At 51.9% G+C, this 19,655-nt stretch carries 19 protein-coding genes; 11 read left to right on the top strand and 8 right to left on the bottom strand.

Going from position 1 to position 19,655, the window contains the following annotated elements; all coding sequences use genetic code 11:
- Positions 1-7 precede the first annotated feature (7 nt).
- Entirely contained in the window at positions 8-1,306 is a 1,299-nt protein-coding gene (locus tag OGX94_RS15105; protein ID WP_003833553.1) for a D-amino acid dehydrogenase, read from the bottom strand.
- A gap of 322 nt (positions 1,307-1,628) precedes the next feature.
- Between OGX94_RS15105 and OGX94_RS15100 the strand changes: the two genes are divergently transcribed.
- Positions 1,629-3,161: a SpoVR family protein gene (locus OGX94_RS15100; RefSeq protein ID WP_126957293.1), complete on the top strand. Its 1,533-nt coding sequence runs from the start codon at positions 1,629-1,631 to the stop codon at positions 3,159-3,161.
- Between the two features lie 102 nt (positions 3,162-3,263).
- On the opposite strand, the gene fadR is transcribed toward OGX94_RS15100, so the two are convergent.
- Positions 3,264-3,983: a fatty acid metabolism transcriptional regulator FadR gene (fadR, locus tag OGX94_RS15095; protein WP_003833559.1), complete on the bottom strand. Its 720-nt coding sequence runs from the start codon at positions 3,981-3,983 to the stop codon at positions 3,264-3,266.
- A 236-nt stretch (positions 3,984-4,219) separates the two neighbouring features.
- Here fadR and nhaB point away from each other — a divergent pair, with 236 nt between their 5' ends.
- The 3 genes from nhaB to OGX94_RS15080 all read left to right on the top strand — a co-directional run bounded on the left by nhaB (position 4,220) and on the right by OGX94_RS15080 (position 6,888).
- Positions 4,220-5,764 carry a Na(+)/H(+) antiporter NhaB gene (nhaB, locus tag OGX94_RS15090; protein WP_003833561.1) on the top strand — a complete coding sequence of 515 codons (1,545 nt, stop codon included), beginning with the start codon at positions 4,220-4,222 and terminating at the stop codon, positions 5,762-5,764.
- Between the two features lie 141 nt (positions 5,765-5,905).
- Positions 5,906-6,436, top strand: a complete 531-nt coding sequence (dsbB, locus tag OGX94_RS15085; protein WP_257661922.1) for a disulfide bond formation protein DsbB — start codon at positions 5,906-5,908, stop codon at positions 6,434-6,436.
- 110 nt (positions 6,437-6,546) lie between these two features.
- Positions 6,547-6,888 (top strand): TehB family protein, encoded by a 342-nt coding sequence (locus tag OGX94_RS15080; protein WP_003020940.1) that lies wholly within the window; start codon positions 6,547-6,549, stop codon positions 6,886-6,888.
- 29 nt (positions 6,889-6,917) lie between these two features.
- Here OGX94_RS15080 and ycgN read toward each other — a convergent pair whose 3' ends face one another.
- The 3 genes from ycgN to OGX94_RS15065 all read right to left on the bottom strand — a co-directional run bounded on the left by ycgN (position 6,918) and on the right by OGX94_RS15065 (position 8,479).
- Positions 6,918-7,364 (bottom strand): cysteine cluster protein YcgN, encoded by a 447-nt coding sequence (gene ycgN / locus OGX94_RS15075; protein WP_003020944.1) that lies wholly within the window; start codon positions 7,362-7,364, stop codon positions 6,918-6,920.
- Between the two features lie 92 nt (positions 7,365-7,456).
- Entirely contained in the window at positions 7,457-8,116 is a 660-nt protein-coding gene (locus OGX94_RS15070) for a fumarylacetoacetate hydrolase family protein (protein WP_003833734.1), read from the bottom strand.
- Positions 8,117-8,185: 69 nt separating this feature from the next.
- Positions 8,186-8,479 carry a YcgL domain-containing protein gene (locus OGX94_RS15065; protein WP_003833735.1) on the bottom strand — a complete coding sequence of 98 codons (294 nt, stop codon included), beginning with the start codon at positions 8,477-8,479 and terminating at the stop codon, positions 8,186-8,188.
- Between the two features lie 126 nt (positions 8,480-8,605).
- On the opposite strand from OGX94_RS15065, the gene minC reads away from it, so the two are divergent.
- From minC to minE, 3 genes are read left to right on the top strand one after another with little or no spacing between them, the layout of a single operon-like run.
- Positions 8,606-9,313 (top strand): septum site-determining protein MinC, encoded by a 708-nt coding sequence (minC, locus tag OGX94_RS15060; protein WP_003833736.1) that lies wholly within the window; start codon positions 8,606-8,608, stop codon positions 9,311-9,313.
- A gap of 23 nt (positions 9,314-9,336) precedes the next feature.
- Positions 9,337-10,149, top strand: coding sequence for a septum site-determining protein MinD (minD, locus tag OGX94_RS15055; RefSeq protein ID WP_003020956.1), 813 nt, complete (start codon positions 9,337-9,339; stop codon positions 10,147-10,149).
- A gap of 3 nt (positions 10,150-10,152) precedes the next feature.
- Positions 10,153-10,419 (top strand): cell division topological specificity factor MinE, encoded by a 267-nt coding sequence (gene minE / locus OGX94_RS15050; RefSeq protein WP_003833739.1) that lies wholly within the window; start codon positions 10,153-10,155, stop codon positions 10,417-10,419.
- An 86-nt stretch (positions 10,420-10,505) separates the two neighbouring features.
- Here the strand turns inward: minE and OGX94_RS15045 are convergent, their stop codons facing one another.
- Positions 10,506-11,423: a LysR family transcriptional regulator gene (locus OGX94_RS15045; RefSeq protein WP_003833741.1), complete on the bottom strand. Its 918-nt coding sequence runs from the start codon at positions 11,421-11,423 to the stop codon at positions 10,506-10,508.
- Positions 11,424-11,526: 103 nt separating this feature from the next.
- On the opposite strand from OGX94_RS15045, the gene OGX94_RS15040 reads away from it, so the two are divergent.
- The 4 genes from OGX94_RS15040 (at position 11,527) to OGX94_RS15025 (ending at position 16,668) form a co-directional block, all read left to right on the top strand.
- Complete coding sequence (locus OGX94_RS15040) at positions 11,527-12,609, top strand: tartrate dehydrogenase (RefSeq protein ID WP_164562678.1); 1,083 nt, start codon at positions 11,527-11,529, stop codon at positions 12,607-12,609.
- Positions 12,610-12,860: 251 nt separating this feature from the next.
- Positions 12,861-14,462 carry a BCCT family transporter gene (locus tag OGX94_RS15035; protein ID WP_003833745.1) on the top strand — a complete coding sequence of 534 codons (1,602 nt, stop codon included), beginning with the start codon at positions 12,861-12,863 and terminating at the stop codon, positions 14,460-14,462.
- Between the two features lie 44 nt (positions 14,463-14,506).
- On the top strand, positions 14,507-15,631 hold the full coding sequence (gene yeaW / locus OGX94_RS15030) for a carnitine monooxygenase, oxygenase subunit YeaW (RefSeq protein ID WP_003833746.1): 1,125 nt from the start codon (positions 14,507-14,509) through the stop codon (positions 15,629-15,631).
- Positions 15,632-15,702: 71 nt separating this feature from the next.
- Positions 15,703-16,668, top strand: a complete 966-nt coding sequence (locus OGX94_RS15025) for a PDR/VanB family oxidoreductase (RefSeq protein WP_164562677.1) — start codon at positions 15,703-15,705, stop codon at positions 16,666-16,668.
- A gap of 49 nt (positions 16,669-16,717) precedes the next feature.
- Here the strand turns inward: OGX94_RS15025 and rnd are convergent, their stop codons facing one another.
- Positions 16,718-17,833, bottom strand: coding sequence for a ribonuclease D (rnd, locus tag OGX94_RS15020; protein WP_257661993.1), 1,116 nt, complete (start codon positions 17,831-17,833; stop codon positions 16,718-16,720).
- A gap of 84 nt (positions 17,834-17,917) precedes the next feature.
- Positions 17,918-19,603: a long-chain-fatty-acid--CoA ligase FadD gene (gene fadD, locus OGX94_RS15015; RefSeq protein ID WP_122973958.1), complete on the bottom strand. Its 1,686-nt coding sequence runs from the start codon at positions 19,601-19,603 to the stop codon at positions 17,918-17,920.
- Positions 19,604-19,655 lie beyond the last annotated feature (52 nt).

Here is a 19,655-nt window from a genome sequence, read left to right as displayed (position 1 = left end):
GTCCTTATCAGTTATGTGCGCCATGTAAATGCCGTGGACGAGAGGGGGTAAACCCCGGACTATAACGCGCCACGCTCAGATCGTCATAAGGTATGGCTGGCGTGCGGCCAGAAAGGATATCGCTCAGCAGCTGACCGGAGCCGCAGGCCATGGTCCAACCCAGCGTGCCGTGGCCGGTATTGAGCAGCAGATTCTTAAAGCGGGTGCGCCCCACCACCGGCGTTCCGTCCGGCGTCATCGGACGCAGTCCGGTCCAGAAGGTTGCCTGCTCCACATGACCGCCGCGCGGGAAGAGATCGCGTACGACCATTTCCAGCGTTTCACGACGAGGTTGTAGCAGTTCTGTATTAAAGCCGACAATCTCCGCCATACCGCCTACGCGAATACGATTGTCAAAGCGGGTAATAGCGATTTTGTAGGTTTCATCAAGGATAGTAGAAACCGGCGCACCGTCATCTTGCGCCACCGGAATGGTCAACGAATAGCCTTTGAGCGGATAGACCGGGATATCAACGATCCCTTTCAGCATTGCCGTGGAGTACGAACCAAACGCCATCACATAGGCATCGGCTTTAACTATCTCTTCGCCGCACTGGACGCCATAAATCTGCTCACCATCGCTCAGCAGCTTATCGACCGGGGTATTGAAGCGAAACTTAACGCCTGCCTGCTCCGCCATCTGCGCCAGACGCTGGGTAAACAGCTGGCAGTCGCCGGTTTCATCATTCGGTAAGCGCAGACCACCGGTCAGTTTGTGCGCCACTTCTGCCAGTGCGGGTTCGACTTCCGCCAGACGGTTTGCTTCCAGCAGTTGATATGGCACGCCAGCGTCTTCGAGCACGGCGATGTCGCGAGTGGCGTTCTCATACTGTTGGGCAGTACGGAAAAGTTGCAGGGTTCCGCCCTGACGTCCTTCGTACTCGATACCGGTAGAGGCGCGCAGCGCTTTCAGGCAATCACGGCTGTATTCCGCCAGCCGCACCATGCGTCCTTTATTTTCCATATAGTGGCTGGTGTCGCAGTTGCGCAGCATCTGCCACATCCATTTCAACTGGAACTGGGTTCCGTCAAGACGGACGGCCAGCGGAGCGTGGCGCTGAAACATCCACTTAATTGCTTTTAGCGGTACGCCTGGTGCCGCCCATGGTGCTGCATAACCTGGAGAGATTTGCCCCGCGTTCGCCGCACTGGTTTCCAGTGCCGGACCGGGCTCACGATCAATGACGGTGACATCGTGTCCAGCCTGACTTAAGTACCAGGCGCTGGTCACGCCAACGACACCACTTCCCAGTATGACAACTCGCATAGCCACTCCGTTAACAGTAAAAGAACAATCATCTAATTACATCTTGATAACTCAGTTGAAAATATTATTCAACATATGGCTTTTTTATGGTGACTTACCTCACATATAGCGGTGATGGCTGGGGACTCCCCGCTTTGGCATCTCCTGCTGTGCGTTATTTTTATCCAGCATAAAATTTTGCGGCCATGCCATTTTTCGACGCCTCGCTAACGTGAAATCGCAAAGAAAAAATTTCTGCCGCAGCACGTTTTTTAACACCATGATCTATGCTTGACATGAGGTACTCCAGACAGAGAGTGCCGCCAACAATGAGGGTGCGCGAATGGCTACGATTGATTCCATGAACAAGGACAGCACACGGTTAAGCGATGGACCCGACTGGACGTTTGATCTGCTGGATGTCTATCTGGCAGAGATAGACCGCGTGGCGAAACTCTACAAACTGGACACCTACCCGCACCAAATCGAGGTGATCACCTCCGAACAGATGATGGACGCTTACTCCAGCGTCGGGATGCCGATCAACTATCCTCACTGGTCGTTTGGTAAAAAGTTTATTGAAACCGAGCGCTTGTATAAGCATGGTCAGCAGGGACTGGCCTATGAGATTGTTATCAACTCCAATCCGTGTATCGCGTATCTGATGGAGGAGAACACCATCACCATGCAGGCGCTGGTGATGGCGCATGCCTGCTACGGACACAACTCCTTCTTCAAAAACAACTACCTGTTCCGAAGCTGGACGGATGCCAGTTCCATTGTCGATTACCTGATCTTCGCGCGAAACTATATAACCCAGTGTGAAGAGCGTTACGGCGTGGATGAAGTCGAAAAGCTGCTCGACTCCTGCCATGCGCTGATGAACTACGGCGTTGACCGTTACAAACGCCCGCAAAAAATCTCCCTACAGGAAGAGAAAGCCCGTCAGAAAAGCCGTGAAGAGTATCTGCAAAGCCAGGTGAATATGTTGTGGCGCACACTGCCGAAGAAAGAGGAAGAGAAAACCGTGGCGGAAGCCCGGCGTTATCCCTCTGAGCCACAGGAAAACCTGCTGTACTTCATGGAGAAGAACGCCCCGCTGCTGGAGTCCTGGCAACGCGAAGTGCTGCGCATTGTACGCAAGGTCAGCCAGTATTTTTATCCGCAGAAACAGACGCAGGTGATGAACGAAGGCTGGGCCACTTTCTGGCATTACACCATCCTGAACCACCTTTATGATGAGGGTAAAGTCACCGAGCGGTTTATGCTGGAGTTTCTGCATAGCCATACCAATGTGGTATTTCAGCCGCCCTACAACAGCCCGTGGTATAGCGGGATAAACCCTTATGCCCTGGGGTTTGCCATGTTCCAGGATATCAAACGTATTTGTCAGTCGCCGACCGAGGAGGACAAATACTGGTTCCCGGACATAGCGGGTTCTGACTGGCTGGAAACCCTGCATTTCGCGATGCGCGATTTCAAAGATGAGAGCTTTATCAGCCAGTTCCTGTCACCAAAGGTGATGCGTGATTTCCGTCTGTTCACCGTGCTGGATGACGATCGTCACAACTACCTGGAGATATCTGCGATTCATAATGAGGAAGGATATCGTGAGATCCGCAACAGGTTGTCGTCGCAATACAACCTCAGCAACCTGGAGCCGAATATTCAAATCTGGAACGTCGATCTGCGTGGCGACCGTTCGCTCACCTTACGCTACATTCCGCATAACCGCGCGCCGCTGGATAAAGGACGCAAAGAAGTGCTCAAGCACGTACACCGGCTTTGGGGTTTTGACGTGATGCTGGAGCAACAGAATGAAGATGGCAGCGTGGAGCTGTTGGAGCGTTGCCCGCCAAGGATGAATGGTCTGTAAATCTTATTACCGGAGGCGGTGTAAACACCATATCCGGCCTACGAAGTGCACGTATTGTAGGCCGGATAAGACGCTTTGGCGTCGCCATCCGGCATGGAGCGATTAACGGCCCTGAATAGCTAAGTCGCCCGGCAGGCTCTTTTGCATGCGATGCCAAATTTCGCCGCTGTCGTGACCATAGCGGCGCACCGTTTCATACACCTGCTCATGAGCGCCCTGCTCGCAGAGTTCTGACAGTTTACGGTAAAAGCTCAGCGCCAGCGCGCGCGCTTCCGGATTGGCAAAATAATGACGACCAATGCGGGTATATAATCCTTTCATACCGTTGAGGATCAAACCGTAAATCGGATTGCCGGAGGCAAATGCCAGACCGCGAAAAATGTTATAATCCAGATCGGCAAATGCGTCAGCGTGGTCGGCCACCTGATTTGCCGTCGCCAGAACCTCCTGTGCTTTATCAGGATGCTGGCGAAACGCAGTACGAACAAAGATCGTCGAAATATTGGTACGCACAGACAGCAGATTATCAATCAACTGCGGGACACTCTCGTGATCGAGACGCGCCAGCGTTTCAAGAATATTCAGCCCGGAGGTTTCCCAGAAGTTATTCACCTTCGTCGGTTTGCCGTGTTGAATGGTCAACCAGCCATCTCGCGCCAACCGCTGCAATACTTCGCGTAGCGTGGTACGTGTCACCCCAATAAGTTCGGAGAGTTCACGTTCAGCGGGCAAAATAGTGCCAGGTGGGAAGCGGTTATTCCAGATACTTTCAATGATGTACTCTTCCGCGAACCCAGCCGGGCTTTGCGCCTTAATGACCATAGTAAAAATTCCATTACACAGCAAAACATAGTTACACACATCATACCAGATGGGTATCTTAGCTGATAGCTGACGCAATGAAGAAAAAGTGGATCAAGGCTTCATTTTCCAAATAACGCTACAGTACAGCCAACCTTGTCAGTCTCGTGAATAGCTTGCCTGTACTCCCTCCTCCCGCTAAGCTTTGCGGTCAAACATAAAAACATGATTTCATTTTTAAAGGTAGGGAAATCACCATGGAGCTATCATGGGGCCGCGCGATGTGGCGCAATTTTTTAGGTCAATCACCAGACTGGTACAAACTTGCACTGCTTGTCTTCTTAGTCGTCAACCCGATTATTTTTTTCATCAACCCTTTTATCGCCGGCTGGTTGCTGGTGGCCGAGTTCATTTTCACGCTGGCGATGGCGTTAAAATGCTACCCACTGCTGCCAGGCGGGCTGTTGGCTATCGAAGCTGTCATTATTGGCATGACCAGCGCCACGCATGTGCGTGAAGAGGTTGCCGCAAACCTTGAGGTGTTATTGCTGCTGATGTTTATGGTGGCAGGCATCTACTTTATGAAGCAGTTATTACTGTTTATTTTCACGCGTCTGCTGCTCACTATTCGCTCCAAGACGCTGCTGTCGCTGTCTTTTTGTGTTGCAGCCGCTTTCCTCTCGGCGTTCCTCGATGCGTTGACCGTCGTGGCCGTGGTGATCAGCGTTGCGGTCGGTTTTTATGGTATCTACCATCGCGTTGCTTCTTCTCGCGCGGAAGACAACAACATGCTCGATGACAGCCATATCGATCAGCACAATAAAGTCGTACTTGAGCAGTTCCGCGGTTTTCTGCGTAGCCTGATGATGCACGCGGGTGTCGGTACGGCGTTAGGCGGCGTGATGACCATGGTGGGCGAACCACAAAACCTGATTATCGCCAAAGCAGCTGGCTGGCATTTTGGTGACTTCTTCCTGCGCATGTCGCCGGTTACCGTCCCGGTACTGATTTGCGGCCTGTTAACCTGTGTGCTGGTCGAGAAATTACGCTGGTTTGGCTATGGCGAAACGCTGCCGGAGACCGTCCGTGATGTCCTGCAACAGTTTGACGATCAGAGCCGCCAACAACGTACCCGTCAGGACAAAATCAAACTGATTGTCCAGGCGATTATTGGCGTCTGGCTGGTCGTTGCTTTGGCCCTGCACCTGGCAGAAGTCGGATTGATCGGTTTGTCGGTCATCATTCTGGCAACCTCGTTGACCGGCGTCACCGACGAACATGCGATAGGTAAAGCCTTTACCGAGTCGCTACCCTTCACCGCGCTGCTGACCGTGTTCTTCTCTATTGTCGCGGTGATTATCGATCAACAGCTCTTTTCGCCGATAATTCAGTTTGTTTTGCAGTCTTCTGAGCATGCTCAACTGACGCTGTTTTATCTCTTCAACGGCCTGCTGTCTTCGATCTCTGATAACGTTTTTGTCGGCACTATTTACATTAACGAAGCCAAAGCCGCACTGGAACAAGGGACCATCAGCCTCAACCAGTACGAACTGTTAGCGGTAGCGATTAATACCGGGACCAACCTGCCTTCCGTGGCTACACCAAACGGTCAGGCGGCGTTCCTGTTCCTGCTGACCTCCGCGCTGGCACCATTGATTCGCCTCTCTTATGGCCGCATGGTGTGGATGGCTCTGCCGTATACTCTCGTCCTGACGCTCGTTGGTCTGCTTTGCGTCGAGTTCACGCTGGTACCGGTGACCGAGTGGATGACTCAAACGGGCTGGTTAGCTACACTTTCATAACAATTAACCGGGCAAATCACTGCCCGGTTTGACTTTTTGCATGATAAATATCCGATTACGCAAATTTTCAATTCCCGCTAGTGGCGCATAAAGTGAATTGGTTTAAACTGCGGTCTCTACGCATGTTGCAGGGAAATGATTATGTTGCGATTTTTAAACCAGTGCTCCCGAGGTCGTGGAGCATGGTTATTGTTGGCGTTAACCGCCTTTGTGCTGGAGCTCGTCGCGCTGTGGTTCCAGCACGTCATGCTGCTAAAACCTTGCGTGTTGTGTATTTACGAACGTAGCGCATTATTCGGCGTGATGGGTGCAGGGCTGGTTGGTGCTATCGCACCAAAAACACCGCTGCGCTATGTGGCGATGATAATCTGGATTTACAGTGCCTGGCGCGGACTTCAGTTAGCGTATGAGCACACCATGATTCAGCTGCACCCATCACCGTTTATGACCTGTGATTTTGCCGCACGCTTCCCAAGCTGGCTGCCACTGGACAAATGGCTGCCGCAGGTGTTTTTAGCGTCCGGTGACTGTGCTGAGCGCCAGTGGTCTTTTTTAACCCTGGAAATGCCGCAGTGGCTGTTGGGGATCTTCGCCGCCTACCTGGTGGTCGCCGTGCTGGTGGTGATAGCACAGCCGTTCAAGCCGAAAAAACGTGACCTCTTCGGTCGCTAACAGAGACGCTCCTTCGGGAGCGTTTTTTTTGCCTTAAATTCATTGCCTGCTGGCATCTATAAGATGTATATTAAATACATCTTATAGATGCCACACCAAGGAGATGTCTTATGTCCCATTTACGCATCCCGGCAAACTGGAAAGTTAAACGCTCTACTCCCTTCTTTACCAAAGACAACGTCCCTGCAGCACTGCTTTCTCACCATAACACTGCAGCAGGCGTTTTTGGCCAGCTTTGTGTGATGGAAGGTACGGTAACGTATTACGGCTTTGCCAATGAAGACGCAAAAGAGCCTGAAGTAAAAGTGGTGATTAATGCCGGTCAGTTTGCGACCAGTCCACCGCAGTATTGGCATCGCGTTGAATTAAGCGACGACGCCCAATTCAACATCAATTTCTGGGTTGAAGATGACAACCATGGAGATGAGATGTATCAGGCGAAAAAGTCTTAAGCCTTAACGCCTGCTAATCGATGGGCGGCTTAGTCCGCCCATGAAGGTTTGTTCAGAATATGATCCTGCCAGTCACGCACTTCCGATTCTTTCACCGCAATATGACGTACTGAAATACGTTCACCGTGCATCGCCGCTTTTGATCCCGTCAGCAGTGGATGCCACTCCGGCAGCCCTTTACCTTCCGCTAGCAGACGATACGCACAGGTCATCGGCAGCCATTCAAAGGTAGGCAGATTATCGCGCGTCAGTTTGATACAGTCAGGCTCGTACTCGAATCGACGTTCGTAATTACGGCACTGACAGGTTTTGATATTGAGCTGCTTACACGCGACGTTAGTAAAATAGATTTCGTCGGTGTCTTCGTCCATCAGCTTATGCAGGCAGCATTGACCACACCCGTCACATAATGACTCCCACTCGGCATCGGTCATTTCATCCAGGGTTTTACTTTGCCAGAAAGGTATGTCGCTCATCAGGGTATCCGCTATTGCAATAAAGCTGCACCTTATAACCAGTCTGGCACGCTGATGCAAGTTTTGCCGCCCGAAAAGGCGGCAAGAAGAGATTACAGCACGCGTGTCGTCAGCGTTTGACCATGAAAACTGATAGCCAGTTCATCACCGCTGTTTAACGGCCCAACGCCCGCTGGCGTCCCCGTCAACACAACATCGCCCGCTTTGAGGGTAAAGAAACGACTCATGTAGGCAATCAAAGGAACGATTTGATGGATCATATCCGCCGTGGTGCCGTGCTGACGCTGTTCACCGTTGACCGTTAATCCGAGCATCGTATCCTGTGGATCGCCGTTAAACTCCGCCACCGGAATAAACCCTGACAGCGGGCAAGAGTTATCAAAACCCTTCGCTTTTTCCCATGGCTGCCCCGCCTTCTTCATTTTGCCCTGAATATCACGCAGGGTCAGATCCAACGCGACGCCATAGCCCGCGATGGCTTTGCGCACATGTTCTTCCGTCGCCTGACGTAAGGTCGCGCCAATCAAAACAGCCAGCTCAACTTCATGGTGAACCGAACCCATATCAGATGGGATAACCAGCGGCTGACGCAAATCGCACAGCGCGGTTTCCGGTTTAATAAACAGCACCGGCTCTTCCGGAGGCGTTCCACCCATCTCTTTAATATGGTTGGCATAGTTACTCCCTACGCAAACCACCTTACTCACCGGATAATCCAGCAGAGCACCATGCCAGTTATGATGTTGATACATTACTTTCCCCTAACGTAGTTATCAATTTCAGGTACTGCATCGATGGGGCGTGCTGCTGCCGGATGCAGTTTAACGTTTATCGTCTGGTGTATTTTGTTTCGTCGCGGCCAGATGCTGTTTAAGTAAATCTTCTGGCGGCGGTGGTATTTGTAAATAATAGCCCTGCTCGGTGAGTGCCTGTTTTACTTTTTCCAGATCGGCATTAACCAGCTTTTTACGGCCATCAAGCGGCAACATCATTGCCAGCGTCGGCTGACCAAATCCTTTCATCAGTTCTTCAGGAACTCGCGAGAAATCGTCTTTTTTTTCGACATATAAATAGGTCTGGTCACGTTTACTGCTTCGGTAGATCACACAAAACATATCTTTTACTCTGAATTCACGGAATGGTGGCTTGCCTCAATATAATACTGACTATAACATGCCTTATAGTCTTCGGAATATCACCCCGCGCTGGGGATGATAAATAGCAAATTGAGTAAGGCCAGGATGTCAAACACGCCAATCGAGCTTAAAGGCAGTAGCTTCACCTTATCAGTGGTTCATTTACATGAAGCAGAACCCGAGGTTATTCGTCAGGCGTTGGAAGACAAAATCGCGCAGGCACCTGCTTTTTTAAAACATGCTCCCGTAGTGGTTAACGTGAGTGGTCTTGAAAGCCCGGTAAACTGGTCAGCGCTGCAGAAGGTTGTCGCGTCTACCGGATTGCGCATTATCGGCGTTAGCGGATGCAAAGACGCCAGACTCAAGGCTGAAATCGACGAAATGGGTCTTCCTTTACTGACTGAAGGTAAAGAAAAAGCTATTCGTCCTGCGCCCGTTGAGGCCCCGGCTCCCGTCGCTCCGCCACAAAACGTTACTCCCATCACAAAAACACGATTAATAAATGTGCCGGTTCGTTCCGGTCAGCGCATTTATGCACCACAATGTGATCTGATTGTTACAAGCCACGTCAGTGCAGGCGCAGAGCTTATCGCTGATGGCAATATTCATGTTTATGGAATGATGAGAGGCCGTGCGTTGGCAGGCGCAAGCGGTGACCGGGAAGCGCAAATTTTTTGTACCCATCTGACGGCAGAACTGGTGTCTATCGCAGGTGTTTATTGGCTGAGTGATAAAATCCCAGCAGAATTTTATGGCAAAGCGGCACGTCTGCAATTAGCAGAAAACGCTTTGACAGTTCAACCGTTGAATTGATCCCTTTTTAACAAGGAATTTCTATGGCACGCATTATTGTTGTTACTTCGGGTAAAGGGGGCGTTGGCAAAACCACCTCCAGCGCGGCCATCGCTACAGGTTTGGCCCAGAAGGGAAAGAAAACTGTCGTTATTGATTTTGATATCGGCCTGCGTAATCTTGATCTGATTATGGGTTGTGAACGCCGCGTCGTTTACGACTTCGTCAACGTTATTCAGGGCGATGCGTCGTTAAATCAGGCGCTAATCAAAGATAAGCGTACCGAAAATCTCTTTATTCTTCCGGCCTCACAAACTCGCGATAAAGACGCGTTGACGCGTGAAGGCGTCGCGAAAGTTCTGGACGATCTGAAAACGATGGAATTCGACTTCATCGTCTGCGACTCTCCGGCGGGTATTGAAACCGGTGCGCTGATGGCCCTCTATTTTGCCGATGAAGCGATTATTACCACCAACCCGGAAGTCTCCTCTGTACGTGACTCTGACCGTATTCTGGGTATTCTGGCGTCGAAATCTCGTCGCGCGGAAAACGGTGAAGATCCAATTAAAGAGCATCTGCTGCTTACGCGCTACAACCCTGGCCGCGTAAATAAAGGTGACATGCTGAGCATGGAAGACGTACTGGAAATTCTGCGAATCAAGCTGGTTGGCGTGATTCCTGAAGATCAGTCAGTCCTGCGCGCGTCTAACCAGGGTGAGCCGGTTATTCTCGACATCAATGCTGATGCCGGTAAAGCCTATGCTGATACCGTAGACCGTCTGTTGGGAGAAGAACGTCCTTTCCGCTTCATTGAAGAAGAGAAGAAAGGTTTCCTCAAACGCCTGTTCGGAGGATAAGTTATGGCATTACTGGATTTTTTTCTCTCGCGGAAAAAGAGCACAGCGAACATCGCTAAAGAGCGACTGCAGATTATTGTTGCGGAACGTCGTCGTAGTGACGCCGAGCCACATTATTTACCGCAGCTGCGCAAGGATATTCTCGACGTTATCTGCAAGTATGTACAAATTGATCCCGAAATGGTCACGGTACAACTTGAACAAAAAGACGGCGATATTTCGATCCTCGAACTTAACGTGACATTACCTGAAGCGGAAGAGTCTAAATAAGCTCTTTTGTCGCTAAATCATGGTTACGAAAAAGGCAGATTATTCTGCCTTTTTTATTTTCTATCTCTGACTAACCTATCGAGCATTTATTCCAAAGTAAACTTTGGGTAGTTTTCGGCAAAATAGCGGCGCAAATACTCAACCGTAATACGGATTTTTGCCGACGTCGCCAGCCGGGAGACATAAACCGCCCATATATTGGCGGGTTGATAATACTCAGGCAATATATGCACCAGATGTCCGCTGGCAATGTTGTCGCAAACGTCCCACCACGAACGCAAAGCAATTCCCTGCCCATCCAGACACCATTGATGTACCACTTCGCCATGGTTAGACGACAGCGGCCCCGTAACCTTTATTGAGTGTGCGCCCTCTTTATTACGCATTTGCCAGATACCAAACGGATGGTCGCGTTCTTTAATAACCAGGCAGGGAAAAGTAGAAAGATCGTTCAGTTGTTTCGGCACTCCATGCTGCGCCACAAATTCCGGCGAGGCGCACAGAATACGGTAGTTAGTCGCCAGCTTGCGGGCAATCAGGTTCGGCGCGATATCATCCCCGATACGAATATCAAGATCGACGCCCTCATTGACCATATCTACCAGACGGTCTTCAACATCGAACCTCAGTTCTAACTGCGGGTACTCTTTTGCCAGCGCAGACAGCGCCGGAGCGACCACCCGGCGGCCAAAACCAAAGCTACTGATAATTCGTAGCATCCCCTGCGGGATCTGCCTGGCATCGGACAGCTCGTCCATCATCTGATCGACATCCTGCAGGATCCGCTGTGCCCATTCGTAGATCCGCTCCCCCTCTTCCGTGATGGTTACGCGCCGCGTTGTTCGGTGCAACAGCACCACGTTCAGCGTTTGTTCCAACAGGGCAACGCGCTTACTGATAAAAGCCGGAGATACGCCCAGCTCTTCGGCAACGGCGGCAAATCCCGCACGACGGGCAACCAGCATAAAGACGCGTAAATCATTTAACAGCGGCAGATTATTCATGATCTGTGTTTTATGTTTCACCAGTTAGGGGGATTAACTATTAATCAGTCAATTATAGGATACGGGGAAAGTCAATTTTGATGGCGTACAAGTGAGAGCTGCTATGAAGAAAACCTGTCGTATTGCCGCTATCCCCGGAGATGGCATTGGTAAAGAAGTCCTGCCTGAAGGCATTCAGGTGTTGCAGGCAGCCGCCGAGCGTTGGGGGTTGTCACTCAGCTTTGAGCAAATGGAATGGGCCAGCTGCGAGTACTACGCCCATCACGGGAAGATGATGCCGGATGACTGGCACGAGCAGTTACAATCCTTCGATGCTATCTATTTTGGTGCCGTTGGCTGGCCGGAAACCGTACCGGACCACATCTCATTATGGGGTTCACTGCTTAAGTTTCGCCGCGAATTCGACCAGTATGTCAACCTGCGCCCGGTACGCCTGTTTCCAGGCGTACCTTGCCCGCTGGCAGGCAAGCAGCCTGGCGACATTGATTTCTATGTGGTGCGCGAGAACACCGAGGGAGAATACTCTTCACTCGGCGGACGCGTAAGCGAAGGTACAGAACACGAAGTGGTTATCCAGGAGTCGGTCTTCACCCGTCGCGGCGTGGATCGTATATTGCGTTACGCTTTCGAGCTGGCGCAAAACCGCCCGCGCAAAACCCTGACCTCGGCGACTAAATCCAATGGACTGGCCATCAGCATGCCGTACTGGGACGAGCGCGTGGAAGCAATGGCGGCTAACTATCCCGAGATCCGTTGGGATAAACAGCATATTGATATACTCTGCGCCCGCTTTGTGATGCAGCCGGAGCGTTTTGACGTGGTGGTTGCCTCCAACCTGTTTGGCGACATCCTTTCCGATCTGGGTCCAGCCTGTACCGGAACGATTGGCATTGCGCCTTCAGCCAACTTAAACCCGGAACGCACCTTCCCGTCTCTGTTCGAGCCAGTACACGGTTCGGCCCCCGATATCTACGGCAAGAACATCGCCAACCCTATAGCGACTATCTGGGCTGGCGCCATGATGCTCGACTTCCTTGGCAACGGTGATGCCAACTATAAAGCCGCCCACGACGGTATTCTGGCAGCAATTGAGCATGTTATTGCCAGCGGCCCGAAAACGCCAGATATGAAAGGCAACGCCACCACCCAACAGGTAGGTGAAGCCATTGCTCAGGCACTGCGTTAGAGGTCAAACCACGAAATATGAGCCGCGTCACTGACGCGGCTTTTTTATGCGTTTTATGTCGCCAAAAACCTGCGCCAATTCACCTTTTATTATTTCCGTTCCGTGTTTTATTGCTTCACGTATCGGGCAATTGTTTAATTCATGTAAAGAACAAATAATAAAATTGTTAAATACAAAATCACTAATTCCCTACAGCATGATAACAACGACAGGCTAATGCCATACGCGGGCAACTGTGCCCAGGAGATCCCATGTTGAGCAACGTAAAGAAAAAAGACATGCCGCTGATAGCCATCAGCCTGGTGGCTATTCTTTTCATCGCCGCCACACTTAGTCTCTTCCCTCAGCAGTCTGCACAAGTCGCAAATACCCTTTTTAACGGCGTTACCCGGATGCTGGGTTCCGCCGTGCAGATCCTCGTTCTGATGGCGATGGGTCTGGTCGTCTGGCTGGCCACCAGCAAATACGGCAACATTCGTCTGGGAGAAGGAAAAGCGGAATACAGCACGCTGTCCTGGCTGTTTATGTTTATTTGTGCCGGACTAGGTTCCTCCACGCTCTACTGGGGCGTTGCTGAGTGGGCCTATTATTACCAGACCCCGGGTCTGAATATCGCTCCGCACTCGCAAAAAGCGCTGGAATACAGCTTACCCTACTCTTTTTTCCATTGGGGAATCAGCGCCTGGGCGACCTATACGCTGGCTTCATTAACCATGGCCTACCACTTTCATGTGCGGAAAAACAAAGGGCTGAGCCTGTCCGGAATAATCGCCGCTATCACCGGCGTGCATCCGCAGGGCGTGTGGGGCCGGCTGGTTGATTTGATGTTCCTGATCGCAACAGTTGGCGCGTTAACCATCTCTCTGGTTGTCACCGCCGCCACCTTTACCCGTGGTTTATCTGCTCTCACGGGTTTACCGGATAACTTCACCGTACAGGCGTTTGTTATCCTGTTCTCTGGCGGCATTTTCTGTCTGAGCTCCTGGATTGGCATCAACAACGGCTTGCAACGTCTGAGCAAAATGGTCGGCTGGGGGGCGTTTTTACTGCCGCTGCTGGTGCTGATTGTCGGCCCGACCGAATTCATCACCAATAACATCATCAACGCCATTGGTCTGACGACACAAAACTTTTTACAGATGAGCCTGTTCACCGATCCACTTGGCAACGGTGAGTTCACCCGCAACTGGACGGTGTTCTACTGGCTGTGGTGGATCTCCTACACCCCTGGCGTGGCAATGTTTGTTACTCGCGTATCCCGTGGTCGCAAAATCAAAGAGGTTATCTGGGCATTAATCTTAGGTAGTACCGTTGGCTGCTGGTTCTTCTTTGGCGTGATGGAAAGCTACTCCATTCACCAGTTTGTGAACGGTGTGATCGACGTACCGCAGGTTATGGCCACGTTAGGCGGCGAAACAGCCGTACAGCAAGTGTTGATGTCGTTGCCTGCCGGGAAACTGTTCCTGGTGGCGTATCTGGCGATCATGATTATTTTTCTCGCCTCGCATATGGATGCCGTCGCCTACACCATGGCGGCCACCAGCACGCGTAACCTGCAGGAAGGGGAAGATCCGCAGCGTAGCTTACGTCTGTTCTGGTGCGTGGTCATCACCCTGATCCCCTTATCGATTTTATTCACCGGCGCGTCCCTGGAAACCATGAAGACCACGGTGGTTCTGACCGCACTTCCCTTCCTCGCCATTCTGTTGGTGAAGGTTGGCGGTTTTCTTCGTTGGGTACGGCAGGACTATGCCCACGTTCCTGCGCATCAAATTGAAAGTCATCTTCCCGAAACGCCAGTTAACGCCCCCGTTGCGCCACCGGCTGGGACATTACTCAAAGGCGACAATTAAGCGCCAGTAAAAAATCCTCTTACTCACAAATTAAAGGTATTCCAATGAGCAATCTGAGCCCTGAGTTTATTCTGCCGCAAAATTTCTGTGCCAACCCGCAGGACGCCTGGACTATCCCTGCCCGGTTCTATACTGACCATCAGGCCTTCGAGCACGAACAAGAGAAAGTGTTTGCTAAAAGCTGGATTTGCGTCGCCCACAGTAGCGAGCTGGCAAAGCCCAATGATTATGTTACCCGGGAAGTGATTGGCGAGAACATCGTGCTGGTACGGGGTCGCGATAACGTGCTGCGCGCGTTCTACAACGTTTGCCCGCATCGTGGTCATCAGCTGTTGAGCGGCGAAGGGAAAGCGAAAAATGTAATTACCTGCCCTTACCACGCATGGGCGTTCAAACTTGACGGCAATCTGGCGCATGCGCGTAACTGCGAAAATGTCGCCAACTTCGACAGCGAAAAAGCGCACCTTACACCTGTACGTCTGGAAGAGTATGCCGGATTCGTGTTTATCAACATGGATCCGAACGCGGGCAGCGTGGAAGAACAACTCCCAGGTCTTGCAGACAAAGTTATCGAAGCCTGCCCTGATGTGCATGACCTGAAGCTGGCGGCACGCTTTACGACCCGAACTCCAGCCAACTGGAAGAATATTGTCGATAACTATCTGGAGTGCTACCACTGCGGCCCGGCTCACCCTGGTTTTTCCGACTCGGTTCAGGTTGATCGTTACTGGCATACTATGCACGGCAACTGGACGCTACAATACGGTTTCGCCAAACCGTCAGAGCAGTCATTTAAGTTCGAAGAAGGTGTTGATGCCGCCTTCCACGGTTTCTGGCTGTGGCCGTGCACCATGCTCAACGTTACGCCAATCAAAGGCATGATGACCGTTATCTATGAATTTCCAGTGGATGCAGAAACTACGCTGCAAAACTATGACATTTACTTCACCAACGAAGAGCTGACCGAAGAGCAGAAACAACTGATCGAATGGTATCGCAACGTCTTTCGTCCTGAAGATTTACGTCTGGTAGAAAGCGTGCAAAAGGGGCTGAAATCGCGCGGGTATCGCGGTCAGGGCCGCATTATGGCCGACACCAGCGGCAGCGGTATCTCCGAACATGGCATTGCCCATTTCCATAATCTGGTCGCGCAGGTGTTTCAGGAATAACCAGGGGCTGTAACGACAGACACCGGCGCATCGTTAAGCCGCGCCGGACAGATTTTTTAGGGAGTGCCGCAATGTCTGATTATCAAATGCAAGAAGTCCGGGTCAGCCGGATTGAGACGATTACCGCGCAGGTAAAACGCTTTACTTTAACGGCGACATCAGGCGAGCCGTTGCCCGCGTTTCAGGGTGGCAGCCATATTATCGTGCAGATGCGCGATGGCGAGAATCTATACAGCAATGCGTACTCGCTGATGAGTTCCCCCTTTGATACGAGCGCCTGGCAAATCGCCGTACGACTGGAGGAAGCATCCAAAGGCGGCTCACGATATCTGCATCAAAACGTGAAACCCGGCGACACGCTCACGATTTCTACGCCTAACAATCTGTTCGCCCTCGCCCCTCAGGCACAACAACATCTGTTGATTGCCGGAGGTATCGGCATCACACCGTTTTTATCGCAGCTCCCGGAGCTGGAACATTCTCAGGCAGAATGGCAACTGCATTATTGCTCTCCCAGTCAGGACAACTGCGCGTTTTATGACGAACTCCTGCAACACCCCAGCGTCGATCGTATTCATCTGCATCTGTCAAGCGCAGGGACACGCCTTGATTTATCTCGCCTGCTGGCCGATGTCGAACCCGGCACACATATTTACACCTGCGGGCCAGCAGTGCTCAACGATGCCGTCAGAGAAGCGGCTTCCCTCCATAGACTGGACAGCAATACGCTACATTTCGAACAATTTGCGCTGGAAGATAAAAGCGGTGATGCCTTTACCCTGGTGCTGGCGCGTTCAGGACGCGAGTTTGTGGTCCCGGAAGAGATGACCATTTTGCAGGTTATCGAAAATAACAAAGCCGCGCGCGTTGAGTGCCTGTGCCGGGAAGGCGTGTGCGGCACCTGCGAAACAACGATTCTTGAAGGGGAAGCGGATCACCGCGATCAGTATTTCAGCGACGACGAAAAAGCCAGCCAGCAGAGCATGCTCATTTGCTGCTCTCGCGCCAAAGGTAAGCGCCTGGTGCTTGATTTGTAGCGTTGCGCAGGCCGGGTTAGCAATGGCGCAACCCGGCGAGCCTGGTGACTTACTGCGGATATTCCTGCAGCAGCGCGTTGAGACGATCGGACATCAGTTCGCCACGCCAACCGGAAACCAACTCCGGCAGGGTCTGCTGCGGCTTTAATTTCCAGTGCGAGTTGAGTAGCTGGTTGATTTGACGGCGTGAAGCCAGCAGTTCGACGCTAAGATTATGCTCAGTACTCACCTCGGCAACCAGCGCCTTGATGGCTTTGAACGCTTTGCGGTATCCTGGCATATCCATCAAATTCAGCAGCGGCTGTGGCAGTGATTCTTCCGGTAAAGCCTGCGCTTTTTCTACCAGAGAAATCAGCGTTTTGCCATGGAAGCGAATTTCACTGCCGGAAAGGCCGAGGCTGTCCAGTTCACCCAGACTCCCCGGCATATAACGAGCGACCGACCACAGGTGTTCTTCACGCACCACAAAGTTCACTGCCAGATCGCGCTCACGTGCTTTACGCAGTCGCCAGTCGGCAAGCAGTTGCAAGCAGGCCAACTGCCGGGTACGCAGCTGCCAGGCGTTAGTGATATCGCGCCATGCGTCTTCAGGCGCCAGAACCTCCTGGCGACGCTGCTGCATTAAGCGGCATTCGTCCAGTGCGGCTGGCAGCCAGCCGCTGGCTTCAGTTTCAACCATCAGTTTTGTGGTGATCGGTAATAGATACCAGACATCAGCCGCCGCGTACTCACACTGACGCTCGGTCAGCGGTCTGGCCAGCCAGTCGGTGCGGGATTCGCTTTTGTCCAGCGCCACCCCCGTAAACTCTTCCACCATCGCGGCAAACCCCCACGACAGCGGACGACCGCAAAAAGCAGCCAGAATTTGTGTATCAATCAACGGCTGCGGCAGTTCGCCAAAAGCGTTGAGAAACACTTCCAGATCTTCGCTACCCGCATGCAGGAATTTGGTGATGGCAGTATCACGCAGAATATCGCGCAGCGGCGACCAGTCGGTGATCCCCTGCGGATCAATCAGAGCAACGTGTTTGCCATCAAACAGCTGGATCAGCCCCAACTGCGGATAATAGGTACGCGTGCGAACAAATTCTGTATCCAGGGCTATCGCCGGAAATTCACGGACGGCTTCGCACAGCGTGGCCAACGCGTCGTCCGTGGTGATCATTTGATAATTCAAATCGTGCTCTCTTAGGTTTGCGCCAAAAAAAACGCCGGATTACCCGGCGTTTTCTACTGGCTGACTTAACGCTCAGCCTTTATTGTCCACTTTGGCACGCGCTTCGTCACGTAATTCTCGTCGCAAAATTTTACCAACGTTAGATTTCGGCAACTCATCGCGAAACTCCACCAGCTTCGGTACTTTATAGCCCGTCAGGTGACGACGACAGAAAGTGACCAGCGCTTCATCGGTTAACGAGGCATCTTTCTTCACCACGAAAATTTTCACCGCTTCACCGCTGCTGCCGGACGGAACCCCAACCGCAGCCACTTCCTGCACGCCAGGGTGTTGCATAACCACGTCTTCAATTTCATTAGGGTAGACGTTAAAGCCGGACACCAGGATCATATCTTTCTTACGATCGACAATACGCAGAAAGCCTTCGTCATCCATCACCGCAATATCGCCAGTGTGCAACCAGCCGTCTTTGATGATTTCGTCAGTGGCGTCTGGTCGCTGCCAGTAGCCCAGCATCACCTGTGGACCTTTCACACACAGCTCACCCGGTTCTCCCGGTGGCACTTCGTTGTCGTCGTCGTCCACCAGCTTGACCTCAGTGGAGGGAACCGGTAAACCGATACTTCCGCTGTGGTAGTCAATATCGTGAGGGTTAACACTCACCAGCGGGGCGCACTCCGTCAGGCCATAACCTTCCAGAAGATACTGCCCCGTCAGCTTCACCCAGCGTTCAGCTACCGCTTGTTGAACCGGCATTCCGCCACCTGCCGAGAGATGCAGTGACGAGAAGTCCAGTTGCTGGAACTCTTTGTTATTCAGCAGCGCGTTAAACAGCGTATTGACGCCGGTCATCGCGGTAAACGGATACTTCGCCAGCTCTTTTACCAACCCCGGAATATCACGCGGGTTAGTAATCAGCAGGTTTTGACCGCCTAGCTCAATAAACAGCAGACAGTTCATCGTTAGCGCAAAAATGTGATACAGCGGTAACGCCGTCACCACCAATTCTTTACCCGGATGCAGCAACGGACCGTAGGTAGCATGAACCTGCTCAAGATTAGCCAGCATGTTGCGGTGCGTGAGCATCGCGCCTTTCGCCACGCCGGTTGTCCCGCCGGTATATTGCAGGAACGCCAGATCTTCCGACACCACTTCGGGTTTCACATACTGCATGCGGTAACCGTTTTGCAGCGCACTGCGAAACGAGATGGCATCCGGCAGGTTATATTTCGGCACCAGCCGTTTGATATACTTGACGACAAAGTTAACCAGCGTTCCTTTGGCGGTCGACAGCTGATCGCCCATACGCGTCAGGATCACGTGTTGCACAGACGTTTTGTCGACCACCTTTTCCAGCGTATGAGCAAAGTTAGATACGATGACAATCGCCGACGCGCCGCTATCGTTGAGCTGATGTTCCAGCTCGCGAGGCGTGTAAAGCGGGTTAACGTTCACGACGATCATGCCGGCACGTAAAATCCCAAACAGTGCGACCGGATATTGCAGCAGGTTCGGCATCATCAGCGCGACGCGATCGCCCTTTTTCAGCCCCAGGCCTTGTTGTAAATAGGCCGCAAATGCCCGGCTCCGCTCTTCAAGCTTGCGGAAGGTCATCACCTCCCCCATGTTTACAAACGCGGGCTGATCGGCATACCGTCTTACTGAGTGTTCAAAGAGTTCCACCAGGGATTGATAACGGTCAGGATTGATCTCCGCAGGAACACCAGCGGGATAACGGTTAAGCCAAACCTTTTTCAATACATCACCTCTAAAATGCGTATTCGTCGTCATCACAACCCCAGGCAATAAA

Origin of the sequence: Citrobacter sp. Cpo037, assembly GCF_030332945.1 — a bacterium.
GTDB lineage: Bacteria > Pseudomonadota > Gammaproteobacteria > Enterobacterales > Enterobacteriaceae > Citrobacter > Citrobacter portucalensis.
This window is presented reverse-complemented; position numbering and strand designations above follow the sequence as displayed.